The following is a 23,463-nucleotide window of genomic DNA, read 5'->3' as shown; positions in this document are numbered from 1 at the left end:
TTCAACAAAAAGTTGTTATTTTGTGTTCAATTTAAAAGAAACAGATAGTTAAATTCTTAACAGTTTATTATGCGTACACCTACATTACAGTATCTCTACTTGCAAAAACCGATAACGTTGGTTGTTTTCATCTGTATCATATCCGTATTACCCTGGATAGGAATAGGTGATTTTTCAACAAAAGGTGAACCTCGTGAAGCTGCTGTGGCCGTCTCAATGATAGAAACGGGGAACTGGGTTCTCCCACAAACATATGCCGACGAGTTTGCATACAAACCACCGATGAGTCATTGGCTGATGGCGGCTTTCTCTTATCCGCAGGGATATGTTAATGAGTTTACATCCAGGTTGCCGTCTGCAATATCATTTATAGTACTGGTAAGCTTTATGTTGGTTTTTTTTGGCAGGAGGACCAGGTTTCAGGAAGCATTTATTGCTGCATTATTGCTGATTACCTGTGTAGAAATACACAGGGCCGCTATGACCACACGCGTTGATATGCTCCTTACAACCTTCATAGTTTTAGGTCTTATACAACTTTACCGTTGGGAAGAACATCTTGAATTGAAAGGTATACCATTAGGTATTCCACTAATTTTGGGATGTGCAACATTAACAAAAGGCCCTGTTGGCATTGTACTACCTCTTTTTGTTTTTGGAGTTTATTTATTGGTATTAGGTAAATACAAGTTCCTTCATATTTTTAAAGCCATTGTATATGCCGGTATATCCTCTTTATTTTTACCTGCGTTGTGGTACATTGCAGCCTGGAAACAGGGTGGCGATGATTTCCTTGATGTAGTTCTGGCCGAAAATTTTGGTCGTTTTTTCAATACCAGCACTCCTGATATTGACTATAGATTAGGACATGAAAATGGGTTTTATTACAATTTCGTTACACTAATAGCGGGTTTTCTTCCTTGGACAATCTTGTTTTTCTTTTCTCTCTTTGGTTTAAAGGTACGTAAACCTGAAAAAACAGTTAAAGAGCTTGTCACAGGGATTTGGTCATCCATCAAATCCATGGAAAAGGTAAGACTGTTTAGCTTGGTTGTAATTGTATGTGTAATCTTCTTTTATTCTTTCCCTGCAAGTAAACGGAGCGTGTATTTGATGCCAGCTTATCCTTTTATAGCTTTATTTCTTGCTCAATATGCCATCTATATTACTGAATACAAGACGAAAGCCACACGAGTATTTGCTGCTTTTCTGGCATCATGTACCTCTTTGGTTCTAATAGCTTCTGCTTTAGTGATGGGGGGAGCTATTAATCTAAGCACAATCGTGGCTCAGTATACGGATAAGGCCAGTACCCTTTACACAGTTTCGTTAATTCAGAATTCTTTAGCGAATCCTACATTCCTAACAGTATTTTTATTTGTCCTGCTTTTAATTGCTCTTGGAATTCTGTTATATCAAATGTTCAGAAAAATTAATATCAAAATACTTTATGCAACGATCGGGTTGGCATTTGCACTTAATTTGGTAACAGATGGTGTATTTATGTACACAATTCGTGAGGGGAGTTCGTGCAAAGCATTTGCCACGCGCATTAAGAAAGAATATCCGGTAAACAGATCAAACGTGTTTGTGGTAAATAATCTTCTCAAGTACAAAAATATGTACGGTCTCAATTTCTATATGGGTAATTTATTCCACGACTTTGAAAAGCAGCTTCCTGAAGAAGGCTACTTCCTGGTATGTGAAAACAATATGCCTGATATTGAAAAAGAATATAAAGATCAATATTCATTCACCTTCTTAACCGCTACCGAAAATATTCCGGATGAATTAAATCAAAAGATTCTGCTTTATAGTTTTACAAAAAAATAAAACGCAGTATCTACCTCTTTATTAAGAAAGGTATTTCGATACGTTGAGATACGACAATGTTCTTGAACCTCAGGAAAGATTGTCGTATCTTTGCATTTTAATAATGATTGATTAAATTTTAGCAGGAAAATGAATAAGCAGAAGTATGTTCTTTTTGATTTTGATGGTGTACTTGTTAATACGGAACCTATTTACGACATATTTTGGAATGAAGCCGGAGTGCGTTACGGTTTAGGGGAAAATTTTGCAAGCAAAATTAAAGGCACTACCATGCCCTATGTTATGGAAACTTATTTCAGCGATGCCTCTGAAGAAACAAAAGCATCGGTATTGCAGGAAAGTAATGAGTTTGAAAAACAGATGGACTTTCCTACTATCGACGGAGCGTTGGATTTTGTTTACAACGTAAAAAAAGAGGGATTCAAAGTTGGTCTGGTAACCAGTTCGCAAGATTTTAAAATGGAGCGTGCATTCTCGATATTGTCTCTCAACAACGTTTTTGATACGATTGTAACAGCTGATCGTATTACAAAAGGCAAGCCCGATCCTATGTGTTATTTACTGGCAGCGAATGACTGGAATGCCAAGCCAGAAAACTGCATTGTATTTGAAGACTCTTTTGCGGGAATTAAAGCTGCAACATTAGCAGGTATGAGGGTTATTGGTGTAAGTAGTACGATCCCGGCTGAAGAACTTTCAGATAAAGTACATGACGTGATTCCGGATTTTTCGTCGGTTTCAGTCTCTCAATTGCTGGAATGGTTTAAATAACGTTTATTTAAACCTGTCAATTATTTATATTTTAATTCAAAAATGTGATAAATATCAAAAATAAGCCTACTTTTGTGTTCTAATTTAATGAAAACACACTAAAAAAGATACAAAAGTATGATGTATTGGCAGGAAGAAATTGAAACGATGAACCGTTCCGATCTTGAGGAACTTCAACTTAAACGCCTAAAAAAAACCATAGAATCGGCAAAAAATTCATCTCATTACGGAAAACTTTTTAGCGAGCTAAACATTACGTCCGAGAACATTCATTCATTGGATGATCTTCGAAAGATTCCGTTTACCACAAAAGATGATTTGAGAAATTGTTATCCTTTTGGAATGGCTTCAATTCCGTTAAAGGACTGCGTACGGGTTCACTCGTCAAGCGGAACGACCGGTAATCCCACTGTGGTGTTACATTCCAAAAAAGACCTGGATGAATGGGCCAATCAGGTTGCCCGCTGTATGTATATGGTTGGATTAAGAGACACAGACGTATTCCAGAACACTTCAGGATATGGCATGTTTACCGGCGGACTTGGATTCCAGTATGGTGCCGAAAAGCTGGGAGCTTTGACCGTTCCGGCAGCTGCAGGAAATACAAAGCGTCAAATTAAGTTTATAACTGATTTTGGAACAACCTGCCTGCATATTATTCCGAGTTATGCCACCCGGCTTGCAGAAGTGTTTTACGAATTGGGTATCGATCCCAGAAAGGAAACAAAATTAAAAACAATCTGTATCGGAGCAGAGCCTCACTCGGAAGAACAACGCAAGCGTATTGAGCAACTATTAGGTGTTAAAGCCTATAATTGCTTTGGAATGTCCGAAATGAATGGGCCCGGTGTTGCCTTTGAATGTACAGAACAAAATGGTCTTCATATTTGGGAGGACTATGTTATTGTTGAAATTATAGATCCTGTTACGCTCGAACCCGTTCCGGACGGAACCATTGGCGAATTGGTCCTTACTACAATCAACCGGGAAGCCATGCCGTTGTTTCGTTATCGTACACGAGATCTCACCAGAATTATACCCGGCACCTGCCCATGTGGAAGAACTCACAAGCGATTGGATCGCTTTAAAGGCAGAAGCGATGATATGATTATTTTAAAAGGTGTGAATATCTTCCCTATTCAAATCGAAAAGATTTTAATGAATTTCAAGGAGCTTGCTAACAATTATTTAATTACGATTGAAACAGTTGGAAACAGCGATGAAATGCAAGTGGAAGTAGAAATAAGTGATTTGTTTACAGACGATTACAGTACGTTGCAAAAGCTTAGCAAAAACATCACACATCAACTTAAAGATGAATTACTTATCACACCTCGTCTTAAATTGGTTGCCAAGGGTTCACTTCCGGTCCAGGAAGGCAAAGCGATCAGAGTTCGTGATTTGCGTAAATTTTAATCTAATCGGAAATTCTAATAAATTAAACCATGACAATTAATCAGATTTCAATTTTCCTTGAAAACAAGTATGGTAAGCTCAGTGAAATTCTGGGATTACTTGCAAAAGAAGATATCAGGATTATCGCTGCCACTATTGCAGACACTTCCGAGTATGGCATACTGCGTATAATAGTAAGCGAGCCGCAAAGGGCCTATTCTTTGCTCAAATCGAACAATGTAAGTGCCAACCTAACAGAGGTTCTGGCAATTACCACCGATTCAAAATCGGGAAGCTTCGCAAGCTCACTTACAAATTTCACTCAGGCCGGTTTAAGCATTGAATATATGTATTGTGTATCCATGTATGGTAAATCTATTCTTATACTGCGGACTAATAACCAGGATGCGGCAATCGATGTAATTCGAAAGAAAAATATGGAGTTTATTGTTGAATCCGATCTAATAAATTTATAGATATGTTTGGAATAGATGATCCGGGAATTTGGCTGGCATATTTATTGGCTTTTGCCTGTGTTATATTTGCCATCTGGTTCGGTGTAAGGAACTGGAATAAAGATGAATATGATAGTATTAACTCTAAAAACTCTAACAAGTGAGTACGTTAACCTTAGGTATAATCGTTATTATATATATGTTTTTAGTGGCCTATCTGGGTTACCTGGGATACAAGGCGACAAAGGATGCCAGTGATTATTTGCTGGGAGGACGAAAGGTAAATCCGGTTATCATGGCTCTTTCCTATGGAGCAACCTTTATTTCGGCTTCAGCCATAGTAGGTTTTGGCGGTATTGCTGCAACATTCGGTATGGGTATCCAGTGGTTATGTTTGCTCAATATGTTTATGGGTGTGATCATCGCCTTTATTGTATTTGGGAGAAAGACCCGGAAAATGGGGGCCGAACACAATGCAAAAACATTTCCCCAGCTGTTAGGCCTGCATTATAATTCAAGAGCAATTCAAATATTCATAGCCGGTATAATTTTCATTGGTATGCCTTTGTATACTGCTGTAGTGATGAAAGGTGGTGCTGTGTTCATTGAGCAGATGTTTGAGATTGATTTTCATGTGGCTTTGCTGGCTTTTACTCTTATCGTAGCTGCTTATGTAATTTCCGGAGGAATAAAAGGGGTTCTCTATACCGACGCGCTTCAGGCTGTAATTATGTTTGTATGTATGTTATTCTTATTATTCTGGTTCTACAAGTCGATGGATCTCGGGTTTGTAGAGGCTAATAAGAAATTGTCTGATTTGGCACCTCTGGTACCAGAGAAATATAAATTGCTTGGTCATCAAGGCTGGACCCGCATGCCTGTAACCGGCTCTCCTCAATGGTTTACGTTGGTTACATCGCTTATTCTGGGTGTTGGTTTAGGTTGTTTGGCTCAGCCGCAATTGGTTGTCCGTTTTATGATGGTGGAAAGCTCCAAACAAATAAACCGGGGTGTTCTGATTGGCTGCGTGTTCCTAATAATCACAGTTGGGGCCATTTATCATGTAGGTGCTCTTTCCAACCTTTTTTTCTATAAAACGCAGGGATTGGTAGCTTCCGAGGCAGTAAAGGATATTGACAAGATTATTCCATTATTTATCAATAAAGCCATGCCTGACTGGTTTGGAGCATTATTTATGCTTTGTATCCTTTCTGCAAGCATGTCAACTTTAAGTGCCCTGTTTCATACCATGGGTGCGGCCTTTGGTGCGGACATGTTTCCTAAGCTTGGTCGCCGAAAGAATGAAAATTCGACAATGGGAGTACGAATTGGCGTTTTGATATCTATTCTCTTAAGCTATATCATCTGCTATACGCTAAGTGCAGGTATTATAGCAAGAGGGACAGCATTGTTTATGGGGGTGTGCGCTGTGACTTTCCTTCCTGCCTATTTCTGTTCCTTATATTGGCCAAAGGTTACCAGACAAGGTGCGATTGCCAGCCTTTTTACAGGAGCTTTCGCCAGTATGTTTGCAATGTTATTCTTACATAAAGCAGAAGCTGTACCTGTTGGACTTTGTAAATTATTGTTTGGAAAAGAGGTTTTGATTGATGTATATCCTTGGTTCGCAATAGATCCAATTTTATTTGCTTTACCTCTTTCTGTCGTTGCAATAGTTAGTGTAAGTCTGCTTACGCAGCCCAAAAGCTAATTAAACAAACAGGTAAGTAATAGTTTACCATAGTTCACAAACAATAGGATAGATTATTAAAATGATTTTTGAAACTCAAATAGAGTACCTTTTATCAATTTAATTTTAAAAGTAATAGAAGAATATCCTATTGTATGGGGTGATTTACTATAAAAGATTAGCACCAGTTTGTCGGTACTTTTATCCCAAAAAGTACCGACAAACTGTTTCAAATGTAATGAGTTTTAAAATAGAAAGTACTTACAAATTTCTTATAAGAATATTACTGAATCTGTTATACTAATTTATAAATAGCAATGCAGTGCGAGACACTTCCCCCTAAAACAAACAGATGCCAGACCGTGTGTATATACTTTACCTTATCAAATGAATAAAAAACAGCACCTACTACATAGCATGCGCCACCACCGATCAGCCAATACAATATTTCCATCATATGCTGACCTTCAAAAATCTGTATCATTGGTTTGATTGCAACAACAATTACACTTCCCATGGCAATGTAAGCAATTGTTTTTAGCGGACTTTTATCCTTCATCTTTCTAAATGTGTAAAGGATACCAACGAGCGCGATCAACCATACGACTGTAAAGAGACTCCAGCCCCACCACCCTACTTGACGTAATAATATTAAGGTAAAAGGGGTATAGGTACCTGCTATATGGATAAAAATAGCGCTATGATCCCATTTACGCAGACAGAGTTTGGCAGACTCATTTCTGGAGCTATGATATAGTGTAGAAGTAACATACGAAAGCGTCATACCAAAAGCATACACCATAAATCCGGAAATCACCCACGGATCTCCCGATTTAATACCTTTAATAAGCAAAAAAACGGTTGCCGTAAGTCCGAATAAGATCCCTATCCCATGCGTAATTGCATTGGCAATTTCTTCTTTATATGATTGTTTTCTATGCGCCATTAGATCTTTGATTATATTTAAAAAGCTAATTTATTCTATGAAATACTACAACAAAGGTATAAATAATTATTTGATCTTCAATCATTTGTTTTTGAGATAACAATTTAAACACGAAAATTACGCATAAAATTCATAAATATTTCAAGTTTGCCTATCTCTATTATCAATAATAATAACGACATTTGCTCAATAAATACAAAACAAATTACGAGTATGATACTTGATACTTTATCAAATTCTTCGCGCATTGAAAACCTGCATCCTTTATTTAAAAGAGCATTTGAATATATAAAGTCGACCGATTTTTCTTCAATGGAAGATGGTAAAATTATTTTAGAAGAGCACAATCTTACGGTAACAATCACAAGTATTTTTGGTAAAACGAAAGAGGAAGCGAGCATCGAAACTCATAAAAAATACATCGACATCCAGTTCCCATTATTAGGGGTCGAAAAAATAGGATGGAAAGGCGGTAGCGAACTTAATGATGTATCAATACCATACAACGAGGAAAAAGACATCACCTTTTACGTTGATAAACCAACTGCATATACCAAAATATATCCTGGTCAGTTTGTTATCTATTTCCCCGAAGACGGACATGCACCAGGTATCGGACAAGGTGTTATCCGCAAAGGAATAGTTAAAGTTCTTCTATAAAACAGTTTATGCAGAACTTTTATCTATCTTCGTGTATTTTATTATTGAAAAAGTGTATAGATTGAGCACTTTGTTTTTTATGAAAACTATTTTATTTCAGCAATATGGAGAATCGTTTTTTAGGTTTAATAGAGACTAGCATTAAGAATCATTGGGATTTACCTGCTTTCTCCGATTATGAAGGGCATACCTATCATTACAAAGATGTTGCCCGTCGAATTGAAAAGTTCCACATCATTCTTGAACATGCGGGAATAAAAAAAGGAGATAAAGTAGCCTTAGTTGGACGTAATTCGTCAAACTGGGCTATCTGTTTTTTTGGGATTCTTGCTTATGGAGCTGTAGCTGTTCCTATTTTACACGATTTTAAACCGGATAATATACATCATATCGTTAATCATTCCGAATCTAAAGCTGTTCTCGCAGCAAATAGCAATTGGGAAAATATGAATGATGCAAAAATGCCGGATGTCAAGCTTTTTATGATGCTTGACAATTTTTCAGTAATTAAATCGAAAAACAAGGAAACATTTACTGTTCGCGAACGGATTAACGAATACTTTGGAAAGAAATACCCAAGGTCATTTACTTCGGCAGATGTAAAGTATCATGTAGAAAAGCCGGAAGAACTGGCTGTTCTCAATTACACTTCCGGTACAACAAGTTTTTCGAAAGGAGTAATGATCCCTTACCGTAGCTTGTGGAGTAATACGCAATATGCCTACGATAATATCCCATTCATACATGCTGGCGACAACTTTGTATGCATGCTTCCAATGGCGCATATGTACGGTCTCGCTTTCGAAATATTAAATGGGATTAACAAGGGTTGCCATATCCATTTCCTTACCCGTACACCTTCGCCCAGGATCATAGCAGAATCCTTCATGAATATAAAGCCTACACTTATTCTGGCTGTTCCTCTTATTATTGAGAAAATAATAAAGAGTAAGGTGTTTCCTGAACTGGAAAAGCCTCTTACCCGTTTTCTTCTAAAAGTTCCTTTTATTGAGAAGAAGTTACTTGAAATAGTTGCAGCAAAACTAACCGCTTCTTTTGGTGGTAATTTCAAACAAATAGTAATTGGTGGTGCCGGACTGAATAAGGATGTAGAAAACTTCTTACGATCTATTAATTTCCAGTATACAGTTGGATATGGTATGACCGAGTGTGGTCCGTTGATTGCATATGAGCAATGGGACACATACAAAGCGGGCTCCTGTGGACGTGTTGTAGACAGAATGGAGGCAAAAATCGACTCTGAAGATCCAGTAAATACTGTAGGTGAAATATTGGTTCGTGGAACCAACGTGATGCTAGGATACTATAAAAATCCGGAAGCTACGAAATCCAGTTTTACCAAAGATGGCTGGTTACGTACCGGCGACTTAGGAACTATTGATGAAGATGGTTTTATTTACATTAAAGGCCGTAGCAAAACAATGATTTTAGGGCCATCCGGACAAAACATCTATCCTGAAGAAATAGAACAACAGCTAAATAACATGGCCTACGTTGCAGAATCACTTATAGTTTCTCAAAACGGCAAATTAGTTGCATTGATTTATCCGGATTGGGAGCAGGTAGATAAACAGGGCATCGATCACAATAAAATAGAGATTCTGATGCAGGAGAATATAAAAGACCTGAATGAATTGTTGCCTGGATATTCTAAGATATCGGGAATTAAAATGTACCAGGAAGAATTCGAAAAGACGCCTAAAAGAAGTATCAAGCGATACCTTTACCAGCCGGCTGAGAATAATTGATTCACATCGAGATATCAGATCTTATAAAAAGGAAAGGGCGCTCCAACAAGAGCGCCCTTTTTATTGGGTAAAATAAGTCAAAAACACTAAAAATTATAGGCTATCCGAACGGCAGCCATAGCTTGATCGAAATCTTGTATCAAATTATACTTCATCTCCAAGCCAACAGTTAAATCTCTGGAAGCATATACTTCTCCACCAAGACCGATGTTGACACCAAGACGGGTTGCATCCCAATCGCGGCCAGCTTCCCAAAATGAAAGGCTGACTCCACCTAAAGGATAAAAACCGAATGAAGGATCTAATTTAACAACATAGTGAGCATTAAAATCAAGCGCCCATGCACTTAATCCACCATGCTTCATCAAATGCGTTAAAGAAGGAGCGATACGCACATCATCCGACACATTGTAGCGATAATCAATTCCTACTGTCGTATTATCGGAATCAAGCGCATAACCCACACTCAAACCTACCGAAGAGGCTCCTTGTTGAGCAAAAACACCACCCACCGTCATTACAGCAAACAGAAACACTAAAACTACTTTTTTCATACTCATCTTTTTTAAAAGTTTTACCCAATATTAAAAACACTATTTATATAACCTTATTTTACTTTCAATCGTTCACCGGCACTGTTAACAATGCTGCGATAGTAAGTCTCGTCGTAACCAGGGAAATTGGGAGAAGCAGATAAGCCATAGCCATTTTGCATGAATTTTCCGTTCACCTCTTTTTTCACGTTACCATCTATATACTTCACAACCAAATATTCGCCCAATTGTTTCCAACGAGCGGTACTACGGTTCGCTTCGGTTGTACTATACCATGTAAGAAACTTTACAGCCTCCTCCGGATTCTTTGCATACATATCTGCAGCAGCCTTATCAATTGACGGTTGCATAGCCTCGAATCCAAGTTCCAATTCTTTCTGAACAGGCTTGATATCTTCAATCATGAAACTGTACTTGCTGTAAGCCATATTTGCTACCCAGTTATGAATCCAGAAAGCGGAAGTCCAGGAGAAGGTCATCATATCGCCGTTACCCACCCGGAAACATTCCGGAGTTTCTTTGATTGAGCCATACATAGGTGTAAAAACAGCTGTTGCGGCATCATCCACACCAAACCAAAGCACCCCTCCTATCGCATCCGGCAACCAATTACGTAATTGAGCACATAGAACGAAACCAGTCTGCTGAGTTGCGATGGCACGCTCATTTACATACTCCTGACCGTCAACTTTAAAAGTCATAGGTCTCCAACGATATGGCACTTTATATGGGCCCATACCGGCATCATTCGTCATACAGAATTCTGTTCCTTCATAATGATCTCGCATTCCGTTCTTTACATCCTGCAAGGTAAGTTTTCTATCTGCTTTAACATACAAAGGCATTGGTTTATCAGATTCTCCCTTCAGAAATGGAAGATAAGCATCCAAGCTCTTATCGTATTTACGCATAAAAGCCCAAACACGAGCCTCGCAGCCTCTTAATGCACTAAAATCATAGGGACAATATGCTTTCGTAAAGCTGAAATCTTTATCTTTTCCATTGAAGTATCCTTTTTCTCTTGCAAAAGAAACTACATCCGGAGAATACATACAGTTTTCTTTGTCGTCGAATGGAATCTGCTGAATCCGGGATTGGTTGGCATGAGCCGAGATACAGTCGTCCGGGATACGGATAGCAACCCACACAGCTCCTTTATTACCAACACCTTTACCGATCATTTCCATAATCCAGGCTTCGTTCTTATCGGCAATAGAAAAAGACTCGCCGCTGCTGTAATATCCGTGTTCTTTTACAAGTGAAGTCATGATATGAATTGCCTCGCGTGCCGATTTAGCCCGTTGAAGCGCAACATATATTAAACTTCCGTAGTCCATTATACCGGTTGAATCTTCCAACTCCGGACGTCCACCGAAAGTACTTTCGGTTATTGCGACCTGGTGTTCATTCATATTTCCAACCACATTATAGGTTTCTTCCACCTGGGGAATTTTTCCTAATGGCTTGTTGGAATCCCATTCGCGAATTTCCAACATGGATCCTTTAGGCCACTTCGCAGCCGGCCAATGATACAACTCACCATATAGGTTATGCGAATCGGCAGCATAAGTAATCATTACGGAGCCATCAGCCGAGGCTTTTTTCCCTACTAAGAAACTGGTACAAGCATCAGACGTTGTAGCAGTTAAAAGGGCTGCGCATGCAGCCAGAACCATCCATTTTCTTTTCATTATATAATCATTAAATAAAAAACAATATATACGTTCCTGCACCACAAAGATAGCCGATTAACGCAAGAATGGAAAAACGTTTTGTATAGTACATAAAATCTATTTTTTCAAGTCCCATAACGGTAACTCCGGTAGCAGAACCGATAATCAAGATACTACCTCCTGTTACGGCACAATAAGATAAAAATGTCCAGAAATCTCCATCGCATATGAATGACATCATATAAGGAGTCAATTCACTTGTTTGTTGTACAACGGGGTACATACCTATTGTTGCCGCAACAAGGGCTACGTTATCCACTCCGGAAGACAGAAGACCTATCAAAAAGCTAATCAGCAACGGCTCGTGCACATGCTGATCCAGATATGCAGACATCAGCCCCAGTTGTCCGGAAGTCTCCAACGCTCCTACAGACATCAGAATCCCCAGAAAAAAGAATATCGTAGAAAGGTCTATGTTTGGCAATAAGCTTGAAATACGAAGCTTATCAGTCTCATCGATCTGATTTAGGCGGCTATACATGATGTCTGTATAAAACCAAAGTATAACCAATCCCAACAATACACCTAAGAAAGGAGGTAAGCCGGTTAACATCTGAAACACAGGAACAAGGGCAAGAGATAGAACGCCGATAATAAATATTGTACGTCTTGAGCGAATAGGAATTTGAGGATACTCGTCTTTTTCTTCTACGCTTTTAAGTCTTAATATTGCGCCCTTTTTAAACAGCCAAAAGTGGGCAATAGTAAGTGGAACCAGCATATTTATCAAAGCAGGAATGAATAGGTGCGTAATTTGATGACTAGCTGTAATATTCTTACCTACCCATAATAAGATGGTTGTTACATCACCGATTGGAGACCAGGATCCTCCCGCATTTGCAGCAATAATGACCATGCAGGCATATTTCAATCTGTCAGTTCTATCAGGAACCAATTTCTTTAATACAGCAAGCAGCACAATGGCAGCTGCCAGATTATCAAGAAGTGCTGAGAAGAAAAAGGCTGAAAAACTGATAGTCCATAATAATCTTCGTTTATGAGTAGTGGTGAGATAACTTGTCATCGATTTAAAACCACCATGTTTGTCTACAATGTCTACAATCAACATTGAACACATTACGAAGAACAGTGTTTCAGAAACATTTCCTAAATGATAAACAATAGATCGGTTCGTAATAAAATCGATAAACTGTTCTGTGATTGGTTTTAAAGCTATCTCCGGATTTTTAGTAAGAAATTCCTGAAACAACGGACTATTTCTCTCAACAAAAATTGAATAGGCATCGTACATCAGAATCATCCATAAGGATATGGCCATAAACAAAGCTACTGCCGCTTTATTAATTTTAATCTTATCCTCCAACGCAATGAGCAGGATCCCTGAAACAAAGATTATAGGCATTAAAATAAACATAGAATATCCTTATTTAAGTTTCTTTTTATCAATAACTATAGCTTTCGGCAATTCAAGATGAAAAACCGAATAAAATATCGAAATTACAGAGGAGAAATTATAACAATCCGTATAAGTAACTAATCTCTTCCGCCCAGATTGTCTCGTCCGGAGTTTCAAGAATCATAGGAATATTATCAAAACGCGGGTCATTCATCAGCATTTTGAAAGTTGTTAATCCCATTAAACCCTTCCCGATGCTATCATGACGATCCACCTTAGACGCTAAGTCCTTTTTTGAATCATTAATATGCATACCTCTAAGATATGAAAATCCAATTATTTTATCGAATTTATCAAAAGTATCAATAAATCCTTCGGTTGTTTTAATGTCGTATCCTGCAGCCAAAGTATGGGCAGTATCGATACAAACGCCTACTCTGCTCTTATCTTCGACCCGATCAATTATATGGGCTATCTGTTCGAAAGTATGACCTAAATTGGTTCCTTGTCCGGCTGTATTCTCAATAACAGCAGTAACACCGCTGGTCTGATTTAAAGCTTCATTTATTGACTCTGCGATACGATCCAGGCAATCGTCGATCGGTAATGCATTAAGATGGCTCCCCGGATGAAAATTCAATCGATCCAATCCCAGTTGTTCACAACGCTGCATCTCGTCCAAAAAAGCTTCTCTCGATTTAGCCAACCCTTCGGCTTCTGGATGGCCCAGGTTTATAAGATAGCTATCGTGAGGTAAGATTTGGGAAGGAAGATATCCGTACGCTGCACATCTCTCTTTAAAAAGGTCGATACTGCGGGAGGTTAAAGGAGATGACTTCCACTGACGTTGATTTCTTGTAAAAAGGGCAAATGCTTTTGCCCCTATCTCGTGTGCATTAAGCGGTGCATTTTCTACACCGCCAGATGCACTTACATGTGCTCCAATATATTTCATCTTTTAGTCTTTTAAATAATAATCGACAGTCGTTACTACCCTTACACTTTTAATATAGGGAGTGTTGGCATCTCTGTCTGAAATTGTAAATTGTCCCTGATTGGCCGTGCGAATCTTGCCCAGTTCGCTATCCGAATCCGCAGCAAACTTTTCGGCAGATGCCCTTGCATTTTTAGTGGCTTCCTCAATCATTTGAGGCTTAATATCATTCAGTCCTGTAAAAAGAAACTGGGTGGAGAATCTATAATCGCCGCCAGTAATTGCAATTCCTTGTTTAAGCAGGTCACTTTGTCTGATCATGAGTCCCCTAACCAAATCTACCTTGCTTGAGGATACGGTAAGTACGCAAGTAACGTTGTAACGATAAGCAACATTTTCATTGGTATAGCGTTCGGCCTTCATATCTATAATTTCGGGAGCTGCAACTGATACCTCGGTCGAATCAATGCCATTAGTGCTCAGAAAATCTTTAATTGCCTTAGTTTGATTCTCCATTGTAACATACAATGCCGGCAGATCATTACCGATATTTTTAAACATTAGCGGCCAAATAACATGATTTGCTTTAACTTCCATCTCAGCTAATCCTTTAACAGAAACTACCCGTTCCTTATCTTTGAATCCATCAATTGCCGATTTAATACATAATCCCAATAAAACTAATCCAACGGCAACCAGTAATCCGGCAATTGCCATTCCTTTCGATTTGTCTTCCATTATTCTTAAGATTTGAAAAAGTTAATAAGATAATCAATCTATATGATTCATCACTAAAACAAGTCTGCAAAAAAGAAAGTTTATTATTATAAAAAATAAGCTATACTATAGCATATAGTTGCAAAGGAAATAAAACATTACCATCTGAACAAAAAAAGCTGCACTTTTTTATGAGTGCAGCTTTGTATTGATATTTATTATGCTTCGTGTTTTATTCCTTTATCACGGGTTGAAGAAAATCAACAAAGCAAAGAGCAGCTAACGCTGTTCCATATCTTTTTTCGATGGTTATACCTTCAGTAATAAAGTTTAGTTCACCTAAGTAATACTTACCGTAAGTTTTCTGATGCAAGTCGTTGATAACGCGAATCAATCTTGATTCAAGCTCTTCAATACGATAGCGGCCACTAACTTCACAAACCAAAGCACCTAACTTCTCATCAAAGTTTTCATCTTTGTACATCCAGGCATAAACAACACCTGCAGAAACAAACTCATCCTGATATCCGTGAGATACAGCCATGATGGTTTTCATTTCCGAACCAAATGGAGGAAGATCAATTTCGTCCATGGTTACCAAATGAGCAGTTGCAGGTATAACAGACGAATACGTCATGATATTAAAGTCTGAGATACCGGCATCATAAAGAGCCATGTGGTAAGAACCTGCATGCTTTTCAAGATCAGACTCCCCACTTCCCTTTGTAATAAAAAAGGTGTTTGGAATTAAATTACCAACTTTCTTAACCATCTACAAAATACTTTTTTACTTATTAATAAATGCTTTGAGCCTGCAAAAATAGGAACTTCTTTCCGATAAAACACATTTAAATCCTGAAAAAAACATGTCCGGGCTCAATAATTTAATTTTTGACCTGCAATAATGTGTGAAGAGTATCTTAAAATCTGATTTTAGTAACGATTCTGCACATTACTTCTCAACTTTGGCATGAATAGTACGAACACTGAAAACCTCGTCGTAGGCAATATTGCCGTTGCCTTCCTTCAATATTATCTCAAAATCGGCTAATCCGGTTTTAAGTGTAGGTAAAGCAGTAACTGCAACTGAATATCGAACCGACTCATCAGAATCAATTCTGCCGATTGGTACGGGATCTGATAAAACCAACTCTCCTGCCCCATTCTTCTTATTAAGAACTGCCCTCACATCAATTGCGGGAACAGCAGACTCATTAACAATAACGAAGGTAATCTTGCAAAGTTCGCCGGCATCTATGCCTTCATTATTATTTTCATCTTCCAGAATTATTTCGGTAACGACCAGCTTTGCTCTCTCCTGAAGAGGCATCTCTTGTATCCTATTCCTGTTTCGGGAAGTATTATCTTCAGCTACGACCATTACTCCTGCAGCGGTTCCAACAATAGACCCGATAGATGAACCTACAAAAGCTCCGTGCCTTCCACCCATACTTTCTCCGATAAACAACCCGGCAACACTACCGATGGCATTTCCGGTGTTAGCTGCAAAAATTGTTCTTGATGTTTGATCCATGGTCGCACAAGCAGAAAACAATAAAAGCGAAAAGAATAGAAAGAATGTAAACAACTTGTTCATACTTACTTATACTTTCAGATTTATACTTCAAAGATACGTACCATCTCTTAATTTAACAACAGAAGCACGTTAAAAGACAATAGACTGTCTACAAAAAACATTAACAATTCAATATTTTTTACTCAACTAACCGAACAAAACTGCGACATGCCATGTTGTAACTATAAAACAATTAAAACATATTAGCTATGCTTACACTATGTCTTAGCTTACTGTTGCTAATTTCACCCAATAGTCAAATAACAGATAAAAACGAAAAAGTTATGAAATTTGAATTAGTATCATTGCCTTACGCTACCGATGCGTTGGCACCTGTAATTGGTAAAGCTACCATTGAATTCCATCATGGTAAGCACCTACTGGCTTATGTAAACAATTTAAACAACCTTATCCCCGGAACAAAATTTGAAAATGCGGATCTTGAGACAATCGTAAAAGAATCGGATGGCGCTATTTTCAACAACGCAGGTCAGGTGTTAAACCATAATCTTTACTTTACACAATTTTCTCCTAAGGGAGGCGGAAAACCCAGCGGTGCGTTAGCAAAAGCTATTGACGACCAGTGGGGTTCTTTCGAAGAATTCCAAAAAGAATTTGTTAATGGCGGCGTAACACAGTTTGGTTCAGGCTGGGTATGGCTTGCAAAAGATAAAGATGGAAAACTATTCATCACAAAGGAATCTAATGCAGGTAACCCTGTAACAAAAGGTCTTACTCCTATTTTGGGATTCGACGTATGGGAACACTCTTACTATTTGGATTATCAAAACCGCCGTGCCGACCACCTGGCCGAACTTTGGAAAATTGTTGATTGGAGTGTTGTTGAGAAAAGATATTAATTTTATATTTGCAACAATATTAAATCCTTCCTCACAGCTTACAATTTGAGGACGGGAGGTTTCTCCCGGAAAAGAGCTACTCATTAGTTGGGTAGCTCTTTTTATTTAGATTTTTCACTTAAGAGATCTATTCTTTTCAATACGAAGAGGTATTCGTTTGACATATGTTGAACGCAAAGTCAACAGCTGTCTACCTTGCGTTCAACATATGACAAACGCAAGATACACAATTGACAAACGAATAGTTTATAGTTATAAAAGGAATAGTTTCCCGTTTACTAAGGAATAGTTTATGGCATGATCTGCCGCTAAATGCCTACCTTTTTTTAAATAGTACAACAGCATCAGCAATAGATTATAAGTAAATCTTTTCTATCGGTCCTTGTATTTGTATTTATGCCTGCAACCAGAAAGAAGAAGTCCGTATATGACTTCACAGCGATATACGGACAAACAAATAACAAACTCTACTTATATGAAAAAACAAATACATTAAAACTCTAGTTACTTACAGTTATGAATGTAATACCATCATAGGTGTATCTGTGTGAAATAACATCTTCCTTGCGATACTCGGATTAAACATTCTGGCAAAAATACCCCTGCGATGTGTGCTAAATGCAATGAGATCAATATTTTTATCTCTTACAAATTTTTCGATTGCCAAAAGTAAATCACCATCATCAAGCACAGTGTGGTTTATCTTTGCATCCGGATATTGTTTCTTAAAGTACTCACGTATTCCGGCCAATCTTATTTCGTTCCATTCATCCTTGCTTGTTGATATATTAAAAATATGAATCTGTATATCGAAATCCTTGAATAATTCCATAAACTTGTCGAATACAATCAAATCGCGCTGATCAAAAGAGGTTGAGAAAGCCACATTTTTAACATCACTCAAACTGTTGAACGGTACATTTTCGGGTATTGCAAGAACAGGAACCTTACTTATCTCGATCACTTCGCCGGTAACGCTACCTATTAAGTCCAAATCTTTTTGACTTTTACCTCTTGTACCCATAACAACCAACGTTGGATTATACTCTTTACAAAAGGCTACTATTTCTTCTTCCGGCAGACCTTCCCGCAGTGCATTCGAAAAGTTTACATAGGGTAATTCTCCGGAATCCATTTTCTTTTTAAGTAAATTGCAAATATTAGCCATATCATCCTGGACTCTCTTCAGCAAATGCTGTACGGTATCGTCGTCATTTATCTGATAGGCCAACGTATCTCCAAGAGGTATAGCCGAGGGGAAATAAGGGGTGAAATAAGCATGCAGAATCATCACTTCGGCACCAACCTTGTGTGCATAATTAATACCTATTTCGCAAGCGGCAATCGAATAATCCGAGAAGTCCACAGGAATCAGCACTTTCTTTGTCTTTGGTCCGGATTCAACATTGACATCCTCTTCAGCAAAAAACTTACTATCCTCAATTATTCTGAGAGCATGGGGTAGATCACTTTCTTTAATTCTCACACGTACTCCGGCTGATACAACCGGTTGAATAAGGTTTACATTGTGTATATAAACATCAATACCCTCTGTTTCAAGCATCGTTTTTAAAATCTGAGCTTTTTCGAACGTGTGGATAGCTAATGTTACTAACTTATCTTCCATACTTATGGTTTTTTATATAAAACAACAAGTTCCTTTTAAAGGTTTAAAAAAAAATCCCAGTGCCTTTAGTTATGCATTGGGATTTTAAACGTTGAAAATTTCCTTTACGCTTCGGGCGCAACCGCTTTCTTCCCAATCTTTTCGTTGAGAATTTGCAATGCGCGCTCCAAAACTGTTGTGTCGTCAAGAATTACTAATCCACCATCTGGTCCGGGCTCTATGTGTACCCCACAACTCTTTCCATCCTTAAAATTATGTCCTCCGAAATAATTCCGAACGGTTTCTACTGATAAACCCAACTCATCGGCAATACGATGAGTGCTACCATCAGGCAGGCTGTCTTTGATTTTACGTAGCTCGTTAAATGTGATTGTCTTCGTCATGGTATTCCTTTTTTGAAGGTTAATACTTGTGTTAAAATTCATGCCTCTAACTTAGCCATTATAAACATACTAAACAAATTATTTCACACAAATAATGTTTATTTTCACATGCTTTACGGCATCATTTAATCACTCCGTCTATCGTAGTAACGTAACCAAAGGTTTTGTTAAAATCAATATAAGTAAAACTGAAATAAGTATTGAATAGACAATCCATCTTTTCTCTTTTAAGCTATAGATAGTATCTGCTGCATTTGTTGGGAAATAGGCTTTCAAACCGGTATTCCGTACATATAAGTACAACTTGTATACAACATATCCAAAAAAGATTCCGGCAAACATACCGCATACTACATCCGAAATAAAATGTACTCCCAGATATATCCGGGTATATGCTGTAAGCACCGACCAGGAAAAGATAGTCCACGTAAACATCTTATTTCTTAAAAGTAAAGACATAAACATGGCAAAGCCGAATGCATTGGCTGCATGACTCGATATAAAGCCGTAAAGACCACTTCTGTAATCAAAAACAATCTTTACCTGATCCATAAAATCGGGATGATGCGTGGGGCGATACCGCGCAAAAATGGGCTTGCAAAAATGAGAAGCAAATTGATCACATAAGGTAATCACTAAAGCAATGGATACAAGTATGAGAATCGATTCTCTCCAATTCTTCTTATATACCAGTACAAACAATATAAAAGCTGCCAACGGCAGCCAGACAACTTTCCCGGAATATAGCCACATAAAGCTATCCAGAAATGTTGAATCGCTGCCGTTGAGGAAGAAAAATAAATCTCGTTCAAATAATAACTCTTTTTCGAGCATGAGGCATTGGATGTTAAATTAAATAGCAACAATATCTTTGGTAAGCATCCAACCCACATTCCCATTTTCAAGTTCGATTTCACTCCATTCTCCCAACTTGCTTTTTACCGTAACTTTTGTTCCTTCATGTAAAATAAACAAATCAGTTCCACTGGAATCCGGCGAGCTCTTTATAGTAACTGTCGGGACAAAGATGATGGCATCGTTCCGGTTGTTTAGTTTGCTTTGCTGATTACTTGCAAAAATGTTGGCAAGAATAACAATAACTAATAAAACGATACTTAAATAGAATGCAATTTTTTTCAAACGTATCCATCGAGAGAAGAAATACATAAACAAACTGAAAATAAATAACAGAAAGGTCGTAATTCCTAATTTAGCCCACGAATCGGCAGATCCCATATTCTGAACCGACTGAAACCAAGTAACTATAAACAGTTCGCCTACGGGTTCTATTTTGTCGACCGACTTAAGTTTCGCCATTTGAAGATTAAAACGAATGTCTCCATCTCCCGGATCCAGCAGTAATGCCCGTTCGTAATTCAAGATAGCCGGAGCGATTTTGTCCACCCGGTAATATGAATTGCCAAGATTATAGTATATTTCGGCAGACTCACCGTTTGTCTTTAAAATGTTTTCATACAGTTCGATTGCTTTATCAAACTCACCTTTCGAAAAAGCAACTTCAGCCTCTTTTACTGTCGAATCTTGAGCAAAAAGATTTCCATAAAAGCATAGGAACAACAATAAAAGCCCATATTTTTTAATATATCCGATTATTTCCATTTTAGTTACTTTTTGATTGTGTTTTCCATTTTTCCAATTGCATCGGCTGTTAGTTCGTACAGATTATCCATCGCATCCGAACTTTGAGCTGGAGCATAACGTGCAAATTCGCATGTATTCAAAATACGCATAAACTCATTAATCAAAGATTCGTCAACGCCATATTTAATTAATTCTGCTTCAACATTATCTTTTGTAAGATTAGATTGAGGAATATTCAATTTATCACTTAAATATCCCCACAAAGCACGTAAAACCTCTTCGTAAAATGCTTCTTTGTCATTAGCTTTTAAAAGTTTACCTGCATTCTTTAGGCGTTTAACAGCCATCTTATTCGCTTTCTTGGTGCGAACCAGAGCAATATTGGCATTTTCTTTTACTTGCTTACGGTAGATAAAGAAAAATACGACAAATAATATTGAAGGAATTAAGTAACATAGCACGTAAATAAAAGAGCCAAAGAATACGTCATCTTTTGAAACAAATCTAACATCGTTGATTTTAAGATATCTGATATCCTGACCAATATATTTCAAGCTTTCTTTTTCGCCAAAATTGTTTATAACCGGCGAAGCTGCATTACCATCTCCTTTTTCAACGTGAAGCTTGTACGGACCGGCTTTCAGCGTTTTATAGGATAGAGATTTTGTATCGAAATAAGAAAACTCTATGGCAGGAATTTCAAAGTCACCCGCATATCTTGGAATAGCATAGTATTCAATAGTCTTACTTCCAGAAACTCCGGCAGCAGTTGTTTTAATATCCGTTTCAACTTTTGGATCATAAATTTCAAAGTCATTCGGGAAAACAACCTCAGGATTCTTGATGAGTTTAACATTTCCGTTTCCTGTCAGTTTAAGTTTTATCGTAACAGCTTCATTTGCTTTAACCCTATCGGAATTGATGGAAGCATTCATGGTAAAGTTGCCAACTGCTCCAGAAAATGAAGCAGGCTTGCCTGCTGGCAATGGTTTTACTGTAACCGAAGCTGGAGAAGATGTAATCACCTTCTTAACATCTTGATAAGAATCAAAGAAATCATCAAATATGCTACGCACCTTTTGTTGGGTTCTCACTCTTACAACAGCATCGAATTTACCCGCAGGGATAGTTAGTTTTCCAGAACGCTGCGGATATAAAACGGTTTGCTTCAAAACTACTGTACGGTAGTTTCTGCCATTGTAATTTTCAAGTCCCCACTGCTTTTGTTCGGGTAATTCTACTTCTTGTGCCAGGAAACCTTCAAACTCGGGGAATTTTACTCCGGTCAGACCACAGTCATAAAGAGAATACAACTTAAATGTTACAACAAAACCTTGTTGTTCGTATACATTGCGATCATCTACCAACATTTTAACAAAGAGGCCATCGCTTGTAATTGCCTGAGAGCTTGGTTGCGATGAGGATGCTCCTTCTGATGATGAATTTCCTGATCCGGCAGCAGCTTTATCCGGAGGCAAAACCTTTATCGATAAAGCGTTAGAAACATAGTTTGCCCCATTTACTTTAATGGTAGCCGGTGCAATATTGAATGTACCTACTTTTTTGGGCATCAAAATATAGGTATAAGTAATCGTCGTTTCACTCGTACTCTGACCATTAACCCAAGACGAGCTGTACGATTTAGATTGTGAGGGGCCCATCAGAACCTCAAAATCAGGCATTTCCTGCACTCTCAAATCCTTCGCTTCAGCATTGACCGTAAAAGACAACCTGAACTGTTCACCCATAACAATCGCATTAGGAGCCGAAGCTGTAAATTTTACATCAGCAGCTTCAGACACTAACACAAAAAGGAGAAGCGAAAATAAGAAAACTAATTTTCTCATTATAATATATTTTTTCTGTTTTTTATCTAAATATTACCACTCTTTCTCTGTTCTTCTGCGCTGTTGCTGTTGCATTTGCGCCTTCTTGACCTTTTCTTGAGTATCCTTTTCATCCTGCAGGAAAGCATCAAGCATCTGCTGAGCATTGTCTTTACTCATTTGCTCATTTTGCTGTTGCTCTTCCTGTGTTTTATTTTGTTTTTTATCGTCTTGCTGTTGTTGTTGATTCTGTTGTTGATCTTCCTTGTTCTTCTGATCATCTTTTTGATCTTTGTTCTGTTGTTCTTCACTCTGATCCTGATTCTGCTGATTCTCCAGCAACTTCTGAGCAAGTGCCAGGTTATACCTGGTCTCATCATCTTTAGGATTCAAGCGCAATGATTGCCGGTATGCCTGTACACTCTTATCATATTGCTTGTTTTTCATAGAAATATTACCTAAATTATGAAAAACCTGTGCCAGCTTAACCGGATCTTTCTCTTGTGCAGCTATCAGCTGATATTGCTCGGCTGCTTCGGGAAACTTACCTTGCTTATATAATGAATTACCCAGATTATAGGTACCTTCAATCGAACGTGGATTTACCTCCAGGCTCTTTCGGTAAGAAATCTCGGATTCTGTATATTTCTCTTTCTTATATAATTTATTTCCCTCGCGAACATTCTTTCGTTCTGCTTTTTGGGCAAAAGTAAAGCTTGCCCCCATCAGACATAGAGCAACTATAAATATCGGTCTCTTAATTATCATCATAACG

Annotated in this window: 23 protein-coding genes; 9 read left to right on the top strand and 14 right to left on the bottom strand. The window is 38.0% G+C overall.

The window, feature by feature from the left end:
• Nucleotides 1–69: 69 nt before the first annotated feature.
• The 6 genes from AB7E53_RS00795 (at nt 70) to AB7E53_RS00770 (ending at nt 6,165) form a co-directional block, all read left to right on the top strand.
• Nucleotides 70–1,833, top strand: coding sequence for an ArnT family glycosyltransferase (locus AB7E53_RS00795; RefSeq protein ID WP_446773611.1), 1,764 nt, complete (start codon nt 70–72; stop codon nt 1,831–1,833).
• 129 nt (nt 1,834–1,962) lie between these two features.
• Nucleotides 1,963–2,604, top strand: coding sequence for an HAD family hydrolase (locus AB7E53_RS00790; RefSeq protein ID WP_068186651.1), 642 nt, complete (start codon nt 1,963–1,965; stop codon nt 2,602–2,604).
• Nucleotides 2,605–2,721: 117 nt separating this feature from the next.
• Entirely contained in the window at nt 2,722–4,020 is a 1,299-nt protein-coding gene (locus tag AB7E53_RS00785) for a phenylacetate--CoA ligase (RefSeq protein WP_350455858.1), read from the top strand.
• A gap of 29 nt (nt 4,021–4,049) precedes the next feature.
• Nucleotides 4,050–4,475, top strand: a complete 426-nt coding sequence (locus AB7E53_RS00780; RefSeq protein WP_446773609.1) for an acetolactate synthase — start codon at nt 4,050–4,052, stop codon at nt 4,473–4,475.
• Between the two features lie 2 nt (nt 4,476–4,477).
• Entirely contained in the window at nt 4,478–4,618 is a 141-nt protein-coding gene (locus tag AB7E53_RS00775) for a symporter small accessory protein (RefSeq protein ID WP_350455857.1), read from the top strand.
• Nucleotides 4,615–6,165, top strand: a complete 1,551-nt coding sequence (locus AB7E53_RS00770) for a sodium:solute symporter family protein (protein ID WP_068186645.1) — start codon at nt 4,615–4,617, stop codon at nt 6,163–6,165. Before AB7E53_RS00775 ends, AB7E53_RS00770 begins: the two co-directional genes overlap by 4 nt.
• Before the next feature lie 274 nt (nt 6,166–6,439).
• On the opposite strand, the gene trhA is transcribed toward AB7E53_RS00770, so the two are convergent.
• Nucleotides 6,440–7,090, bottom strand: coding sequence for a PAQR family membrane homeostasis protein TrhA (gene trhA, locus AB7E53_RS00765; protein WP_446773607.1), 651 nt, complete (start codon nt 7,088–7,090; stop codon nt 6,440–6,442).
• A 213-nt stretch (nt 7,091–7,303) separates the two neighbouring features.
• Between trhA and AB7E53_RS00760 the strand changes: the two genes are divergently transcribed.
• A complete protein-coding gene (locus AB7E53_RS00760; RefSeq protein ID WP_068186641.1) occupies nt 7,304–7,750 on the top strand; it encodes a YhcH/YjgK/YiaL family protein in 447 nt (148 codons plus the stop codon).
• 104 nt (nt 7,751–7,854) lie between these two features.
• Entirely contained in the window at nt 7,855–9,519 is a 1,665-nt protein-coding gene (locus AB7E53_RS00755) for an AMP-binding protein (RefSeq protein WP_446773605.1), read from the top strand.
• 86 nt (nt 9,520–9,605) lie between these two features.
• Here AB7E53_RS00755 and AB7E53_RS00750 read toward each other — a convergent pair whose 3' ends face one another.
• The 7 genes from AB7E53_RS00750 to AB7E53_RS00720 form a co-directional block, all read right to left on the bottom strand.
• Nucleotides 9,606–10,073 (bottom strand): outer membrane beta-barrel protein, encoded by a 468-nt coding sequence (locus tag AB7E53_RS00750; protein ID WP_079683282.1) that lies wholly within the window; start codon nt 10,071–10,073, stop codon nt 9,606–9,608.
• Between the two features lie 53 nt (nt 10,074–10,126).
• Nucleotides 10,127–11,764, bottom strand: a complete 1,638-nt coding sequence (locus tag AB7E53_RS00745; RefSeq protein WP_079683281.1) for a dipeptidase — start codon at nt 11,762–11,764, stop codon at nt 10,127–10,129.
• Between the two features lie 10 nt (nt 11,765–11,774).
• Entirely contained in the window at nt 11,775–13,181 is a 1,407-nt protein-coding gene (nhaD, locus tag AB7E53_RS00740; RefSeq protein ID WP_446773603.1) for a sodium:proton antiporter NhaD, read from the bottom strand.
• Nucleotides 13,182–13,278: 97 nt separating this feature from the next.
• On the bottom strand, nt 13,279–14,118 hold the full coding sequence (gene nfo, locus AB7E53_RS00735) for a deoxyribonuclease IV (RefSeq protein ID WP_350456695.1): 840 nt from the start codon (nt 14,116–14,118) through the stop codon (nt 13,279–13,281).
• A 3-nt stretch (nt 14,119–14,121) separates the two neighbouring features.
• Nucleotides 14,122–14,835, bottom strand: coding sequence for an SIMPL domain-containing protein (locus tag AB7E53_RS00730; RefSeq protein ID WP_079683202.1), 714 nt, complete (start codon nt 14,833–14,835; stop codon nt 14,122–14,124).
• A gap of 211 nt (nt 14,836–15,046) precedes the next feature.
• Nucleotides 15,047–15,586, bottom strand: coding sequence for a pyruvoyl-dependent arginine decarboxylase (locus AB7E53_RS00725; RefSeq protein WP_068186632.1), 540 nt, complete (start codon nt 15,584–15,586; stop codon nt 15,047–15,049).
• Between the two features lie 180 nt (nt 15,587–15,766).
• Complete coding sequence (locus AB7E53_RS00720) at nt 15,767–16,411, bottom strand: hypothetical protein (protein ID WP_321718957.1); 645 nt, start codon at nt 16,409–16,411, stop codon at nt 15,767–15,769.
• A gap of 263 nt (nt 16,412–16,674) precedes the next feature.
• On the opposite strand from AB7E53_RS00720, the gene AB7E53_RS00715 reads away from it, so the two are divergent.
• Complete coding sequence (locus AB7E53_RS00715; RefSeq protein WP_176134042.1) at nt 16,675–17,250, top strand: superoxide dismutase; 576 nt, start codon at nt 16,675–16,677, stop codon at nt 17,248–17,250.
• Nucleotides 17,251–17,764: 514 nt separating this feature from the next.
• Here AB7E53_RS00715 and AB7E53_RS00710 read toward each other — a convergent pair.
• The 6 genes from AB7E53_RS00710 to AB7E53_RS00685 all read right to left on the bottom strand — a co-directional run bounded on the left by AB7E53_RS00710 (nt 17,765) and on the right by AB7E53_RS00685 (nt 23,456).
• Nucleotides 17,765–18,877, bottom strand: coding sequence for a universal stress protein (locus tag AB7E53_RS00710; protein ID WP_079683093.1), 1,113 nt, complete (start codon nt 18,875–18,877; stop codon nt 17,765–17,767).
• A 104-nt stretch (nt 18,878–18,981) separates the two neighbouring features.
• The gene (locus AB7E53_RS00705; RefSeq protein WP_079683094.1) at nt 18,982–19,260 is read right to left on the bottom strand and encodes a DNA-binding protein; all 279 of its coding nucleotides are present in this window, start codon (nt 19,258–19,260) and stop codon (nt 18,982–18,984) included.
• Between the two features lie 138 nt (nt 19,261–19,398).
• Nucleotides 19,399–20,094: a phosphatase PAP2 family protein gene (locus tag AB7E53_RS00700; protein ID WP_446773601.1), complete on the bottom strand. Its 696-nt coding sequence runs from the start codon at nt 20,092–20,094 to the stop codon at nt 19,399–19,401.
• Between the two features lie 18 nt (nt 20,095–20,112).
• Nucleotides 20,113–20,880 carry a tetratricopeptide repeat protein gene (locus AB7E53_RS00695; protein ID WP_079683096.1) on the bottom strand — a complete coding sequence of 256 codons (768 nt, stop codon included), beginning with the start codon at nt 20,878–20,880 and terminating at the stop codon, nt 20,113–20,115.
• A 5-nt stretch (nt 20,881–20,885) separates the two neighbouring features.
• Complete coding sequence (locus tag AB7E53_RS00690; RefSeq protein WP_421467269.1) at nt 20,886–22,709, bottom strand: BatD family protein; 1,824 nt, start codon at nt 22,707–22,709, stop codon at nt 20,886–20,888.
• 33 nt (nt 22,710–22,742) lie between these two features.
• Complete coding sequence (locus AB7E53_RS00685; RefSeq protein WP_068185474.1) at nt 22,743–23,456, bottom strand: tetratricopeptide repeat protein; 714 nt, start codon at nt 23,454–23,456, stop codon at nt 22,743–22,745.
• Nucleotides 23,457–23,463: the final 7 nt, after the last annotated feature.

The organism is Macellibacteroides sp. (genome assembly GCF_050251695.1).
GTDB lineage: Bacteria > Bacteroidota > Bacteroidia > Bacteroidales > Tannerellaceae > Macellibacteroides > Macellibacteroides fermentans.
This window is presented reverse-complemented; position numbering and strand designations above follow the sequence as displayed.

What these genes read in the sequence shown, in the direction of transcription:
- AB7E53_RS00795 (WP_446773611.1), top strand. Translation starts at nt 70, where the DNA reads ATGCGTACACCTACATTACAGTATCTCTACTTGCAAAAACCGATAACG.
- AB7E53_RS00790 (WP_068186651.1), top strand. Translation starts at nt 1,963, where the DNA reads ATGAATAAGCAGAAGTATGTTCTTTTTGATTTTGATGGTGTACTTGTT.
- AB7E53_RS00785 (WP_350455858.1), top strand. Translation starts at nt 2,722, where the DNA reads ATGATGTATTGGCAGGAAGAAATTGAAACGATGAACCGTTCCGATCTT.
- AB7E53_RS00780 (WP_446773609.1), top strand. Translation starts at nt 4,050, where the DNA reads ATGACAATTAATCAGATTTCAATTTTCCTTGAAAACAAGTATGGTAAG.
- AB7E53_RS00775 (WP_350455857.1), top strand. Translation starts at nt 4,478, where the DNA reads ATGTTTGGAATAGATGATCCGGGAATTTGGCTGGCATATTTATTGGCT.
- trhA (WP_446773607.1), bottom strand. Translation starts at nt 7,090, where the DNA reads ATGGCGCATAGAAAACAATCATATAAAGAAGAAATTGCCAATGCAATT.
- AB7E53_RS00760 (WP_068186641.1), top strand. Translation starts at nt 7,304, where the DNA reads ATGATACTTGATACTTTATCAAATTCTTCGCGCATTGAAAACCTGCAT.
- AB7E53_RS00755 (WP_446773605.1), top strand. Translation starts at nt 7,855, where the DNA reads ATGGAGAATCGTTTTTTAGGTTTAATAGAGACTAGCATTAAGAATCAT.
- AB7E53_RS00750 (WP_079683282.1), bottom strand. Translation starts at nt 10,073, where the DNA reads ATGAAAAAAGTAGTTTTAGTGTTTCTGTTTGCTGTAATGACGGTGGGT.
- AB7E53_RS00745 (WP_079683281.1), bottom strand. Translation starts at nt 11,764, where the DNA reads ATGAAAAGAAAATGGATGGTTCTGGCTGCATGCGCAGCCCTTTTAACT.
- nhaD (WP_446773603.1), bottom strand. Translation starts at nt 13,181, where the DNA reads ATGTTTATTTTAATGCCTATAATCTTTGTTTCAGGGATCCTGCTCATT.
- nfo (WP_350456695.1), bottom strand. Translation starts at nt 14,118, where the DNA reads ATGAAATATATTGGAGCACATGTAAGTGCATCTGGCGGTGTAGAAAAT.
- AB7E53_RS00730 (WP_079683202.1), bottom strand. Translation starts at nt 14,835, where the DNA reads ATGGAAGACAAATCGAAAGGAATGGCAATTGCCGGATTACTGGTTGCC.
- AB7E53_RS00725 (WP_068186632.1), bottom strand. Translation starts at nt 15,586, where the DNA reads ATGGTTAAGAAAGTTGGTAATTTAATTCCAAACACCTTTTTTATTACA.
- AB7E53_RS00720 (WP_321718957.1), bottom strand. Translation starts at nt 16,411, where the DNA reads ATGAACAAGTTGTTTACATTCTTTCTATTCTTTTCGCTTTTATTGTTT.
- AB7E53_RS00715 (WP_176134042.1), top strand. Translation starts at nt 16,675, where the DNA reads ATGAAATTTGAATTAGTATCATTGCCTTACGCTACCGATGCGTTGGCA.
- AB7E53_RS00710 (WP_079683093.1), bottom strand. Translation starts at nt 18,877, where the DNA reads ATGGAAGATAAGTTAGTAACATTAGCTATCCACACGTTCGAAAAAGCT.
- AB7E53_RS00705 (WP_079683094.1), bottom strand. Translation starts at nt 19,260, where the DNA reads ATGACGAAGACAATCACATTTAACGAGCTACGTAAAATCAAAGACAGC.
- AB7E53_RS00700 (WP_446773601.1), bottom strand. Translation starts at nt 20,094, where the DNA reads ATGCTCGAAAAAGAGTTATTATTTGAACGAGATTTATTTTTCTTCCTC.
- AB7E53_RS00695 (WP_079683096.1), bottom strand. Translation starts at nt 20,880, where the DNA reads ATGGAAATAATCGGATATATTAAAAAATATGGGCTTTTATTGTTGTTC.
- AB7E53_RS00690 (WP_421467269.1), bottom strand. Translation starts at nt 22,709, where the DNA reads ATGAGAAAATTAGTTTTCTTATTTTCGCTTCTCCTTTTTGTGTTAGTG.
- AB7E53_RS00685 (WP_068185474.1), bottom strand. Translation starts at nt 23,456, where the DNA reads ATGATAATTAAGAGACCGATATTTATAGTTGCTCTATGTCTGATGGGG.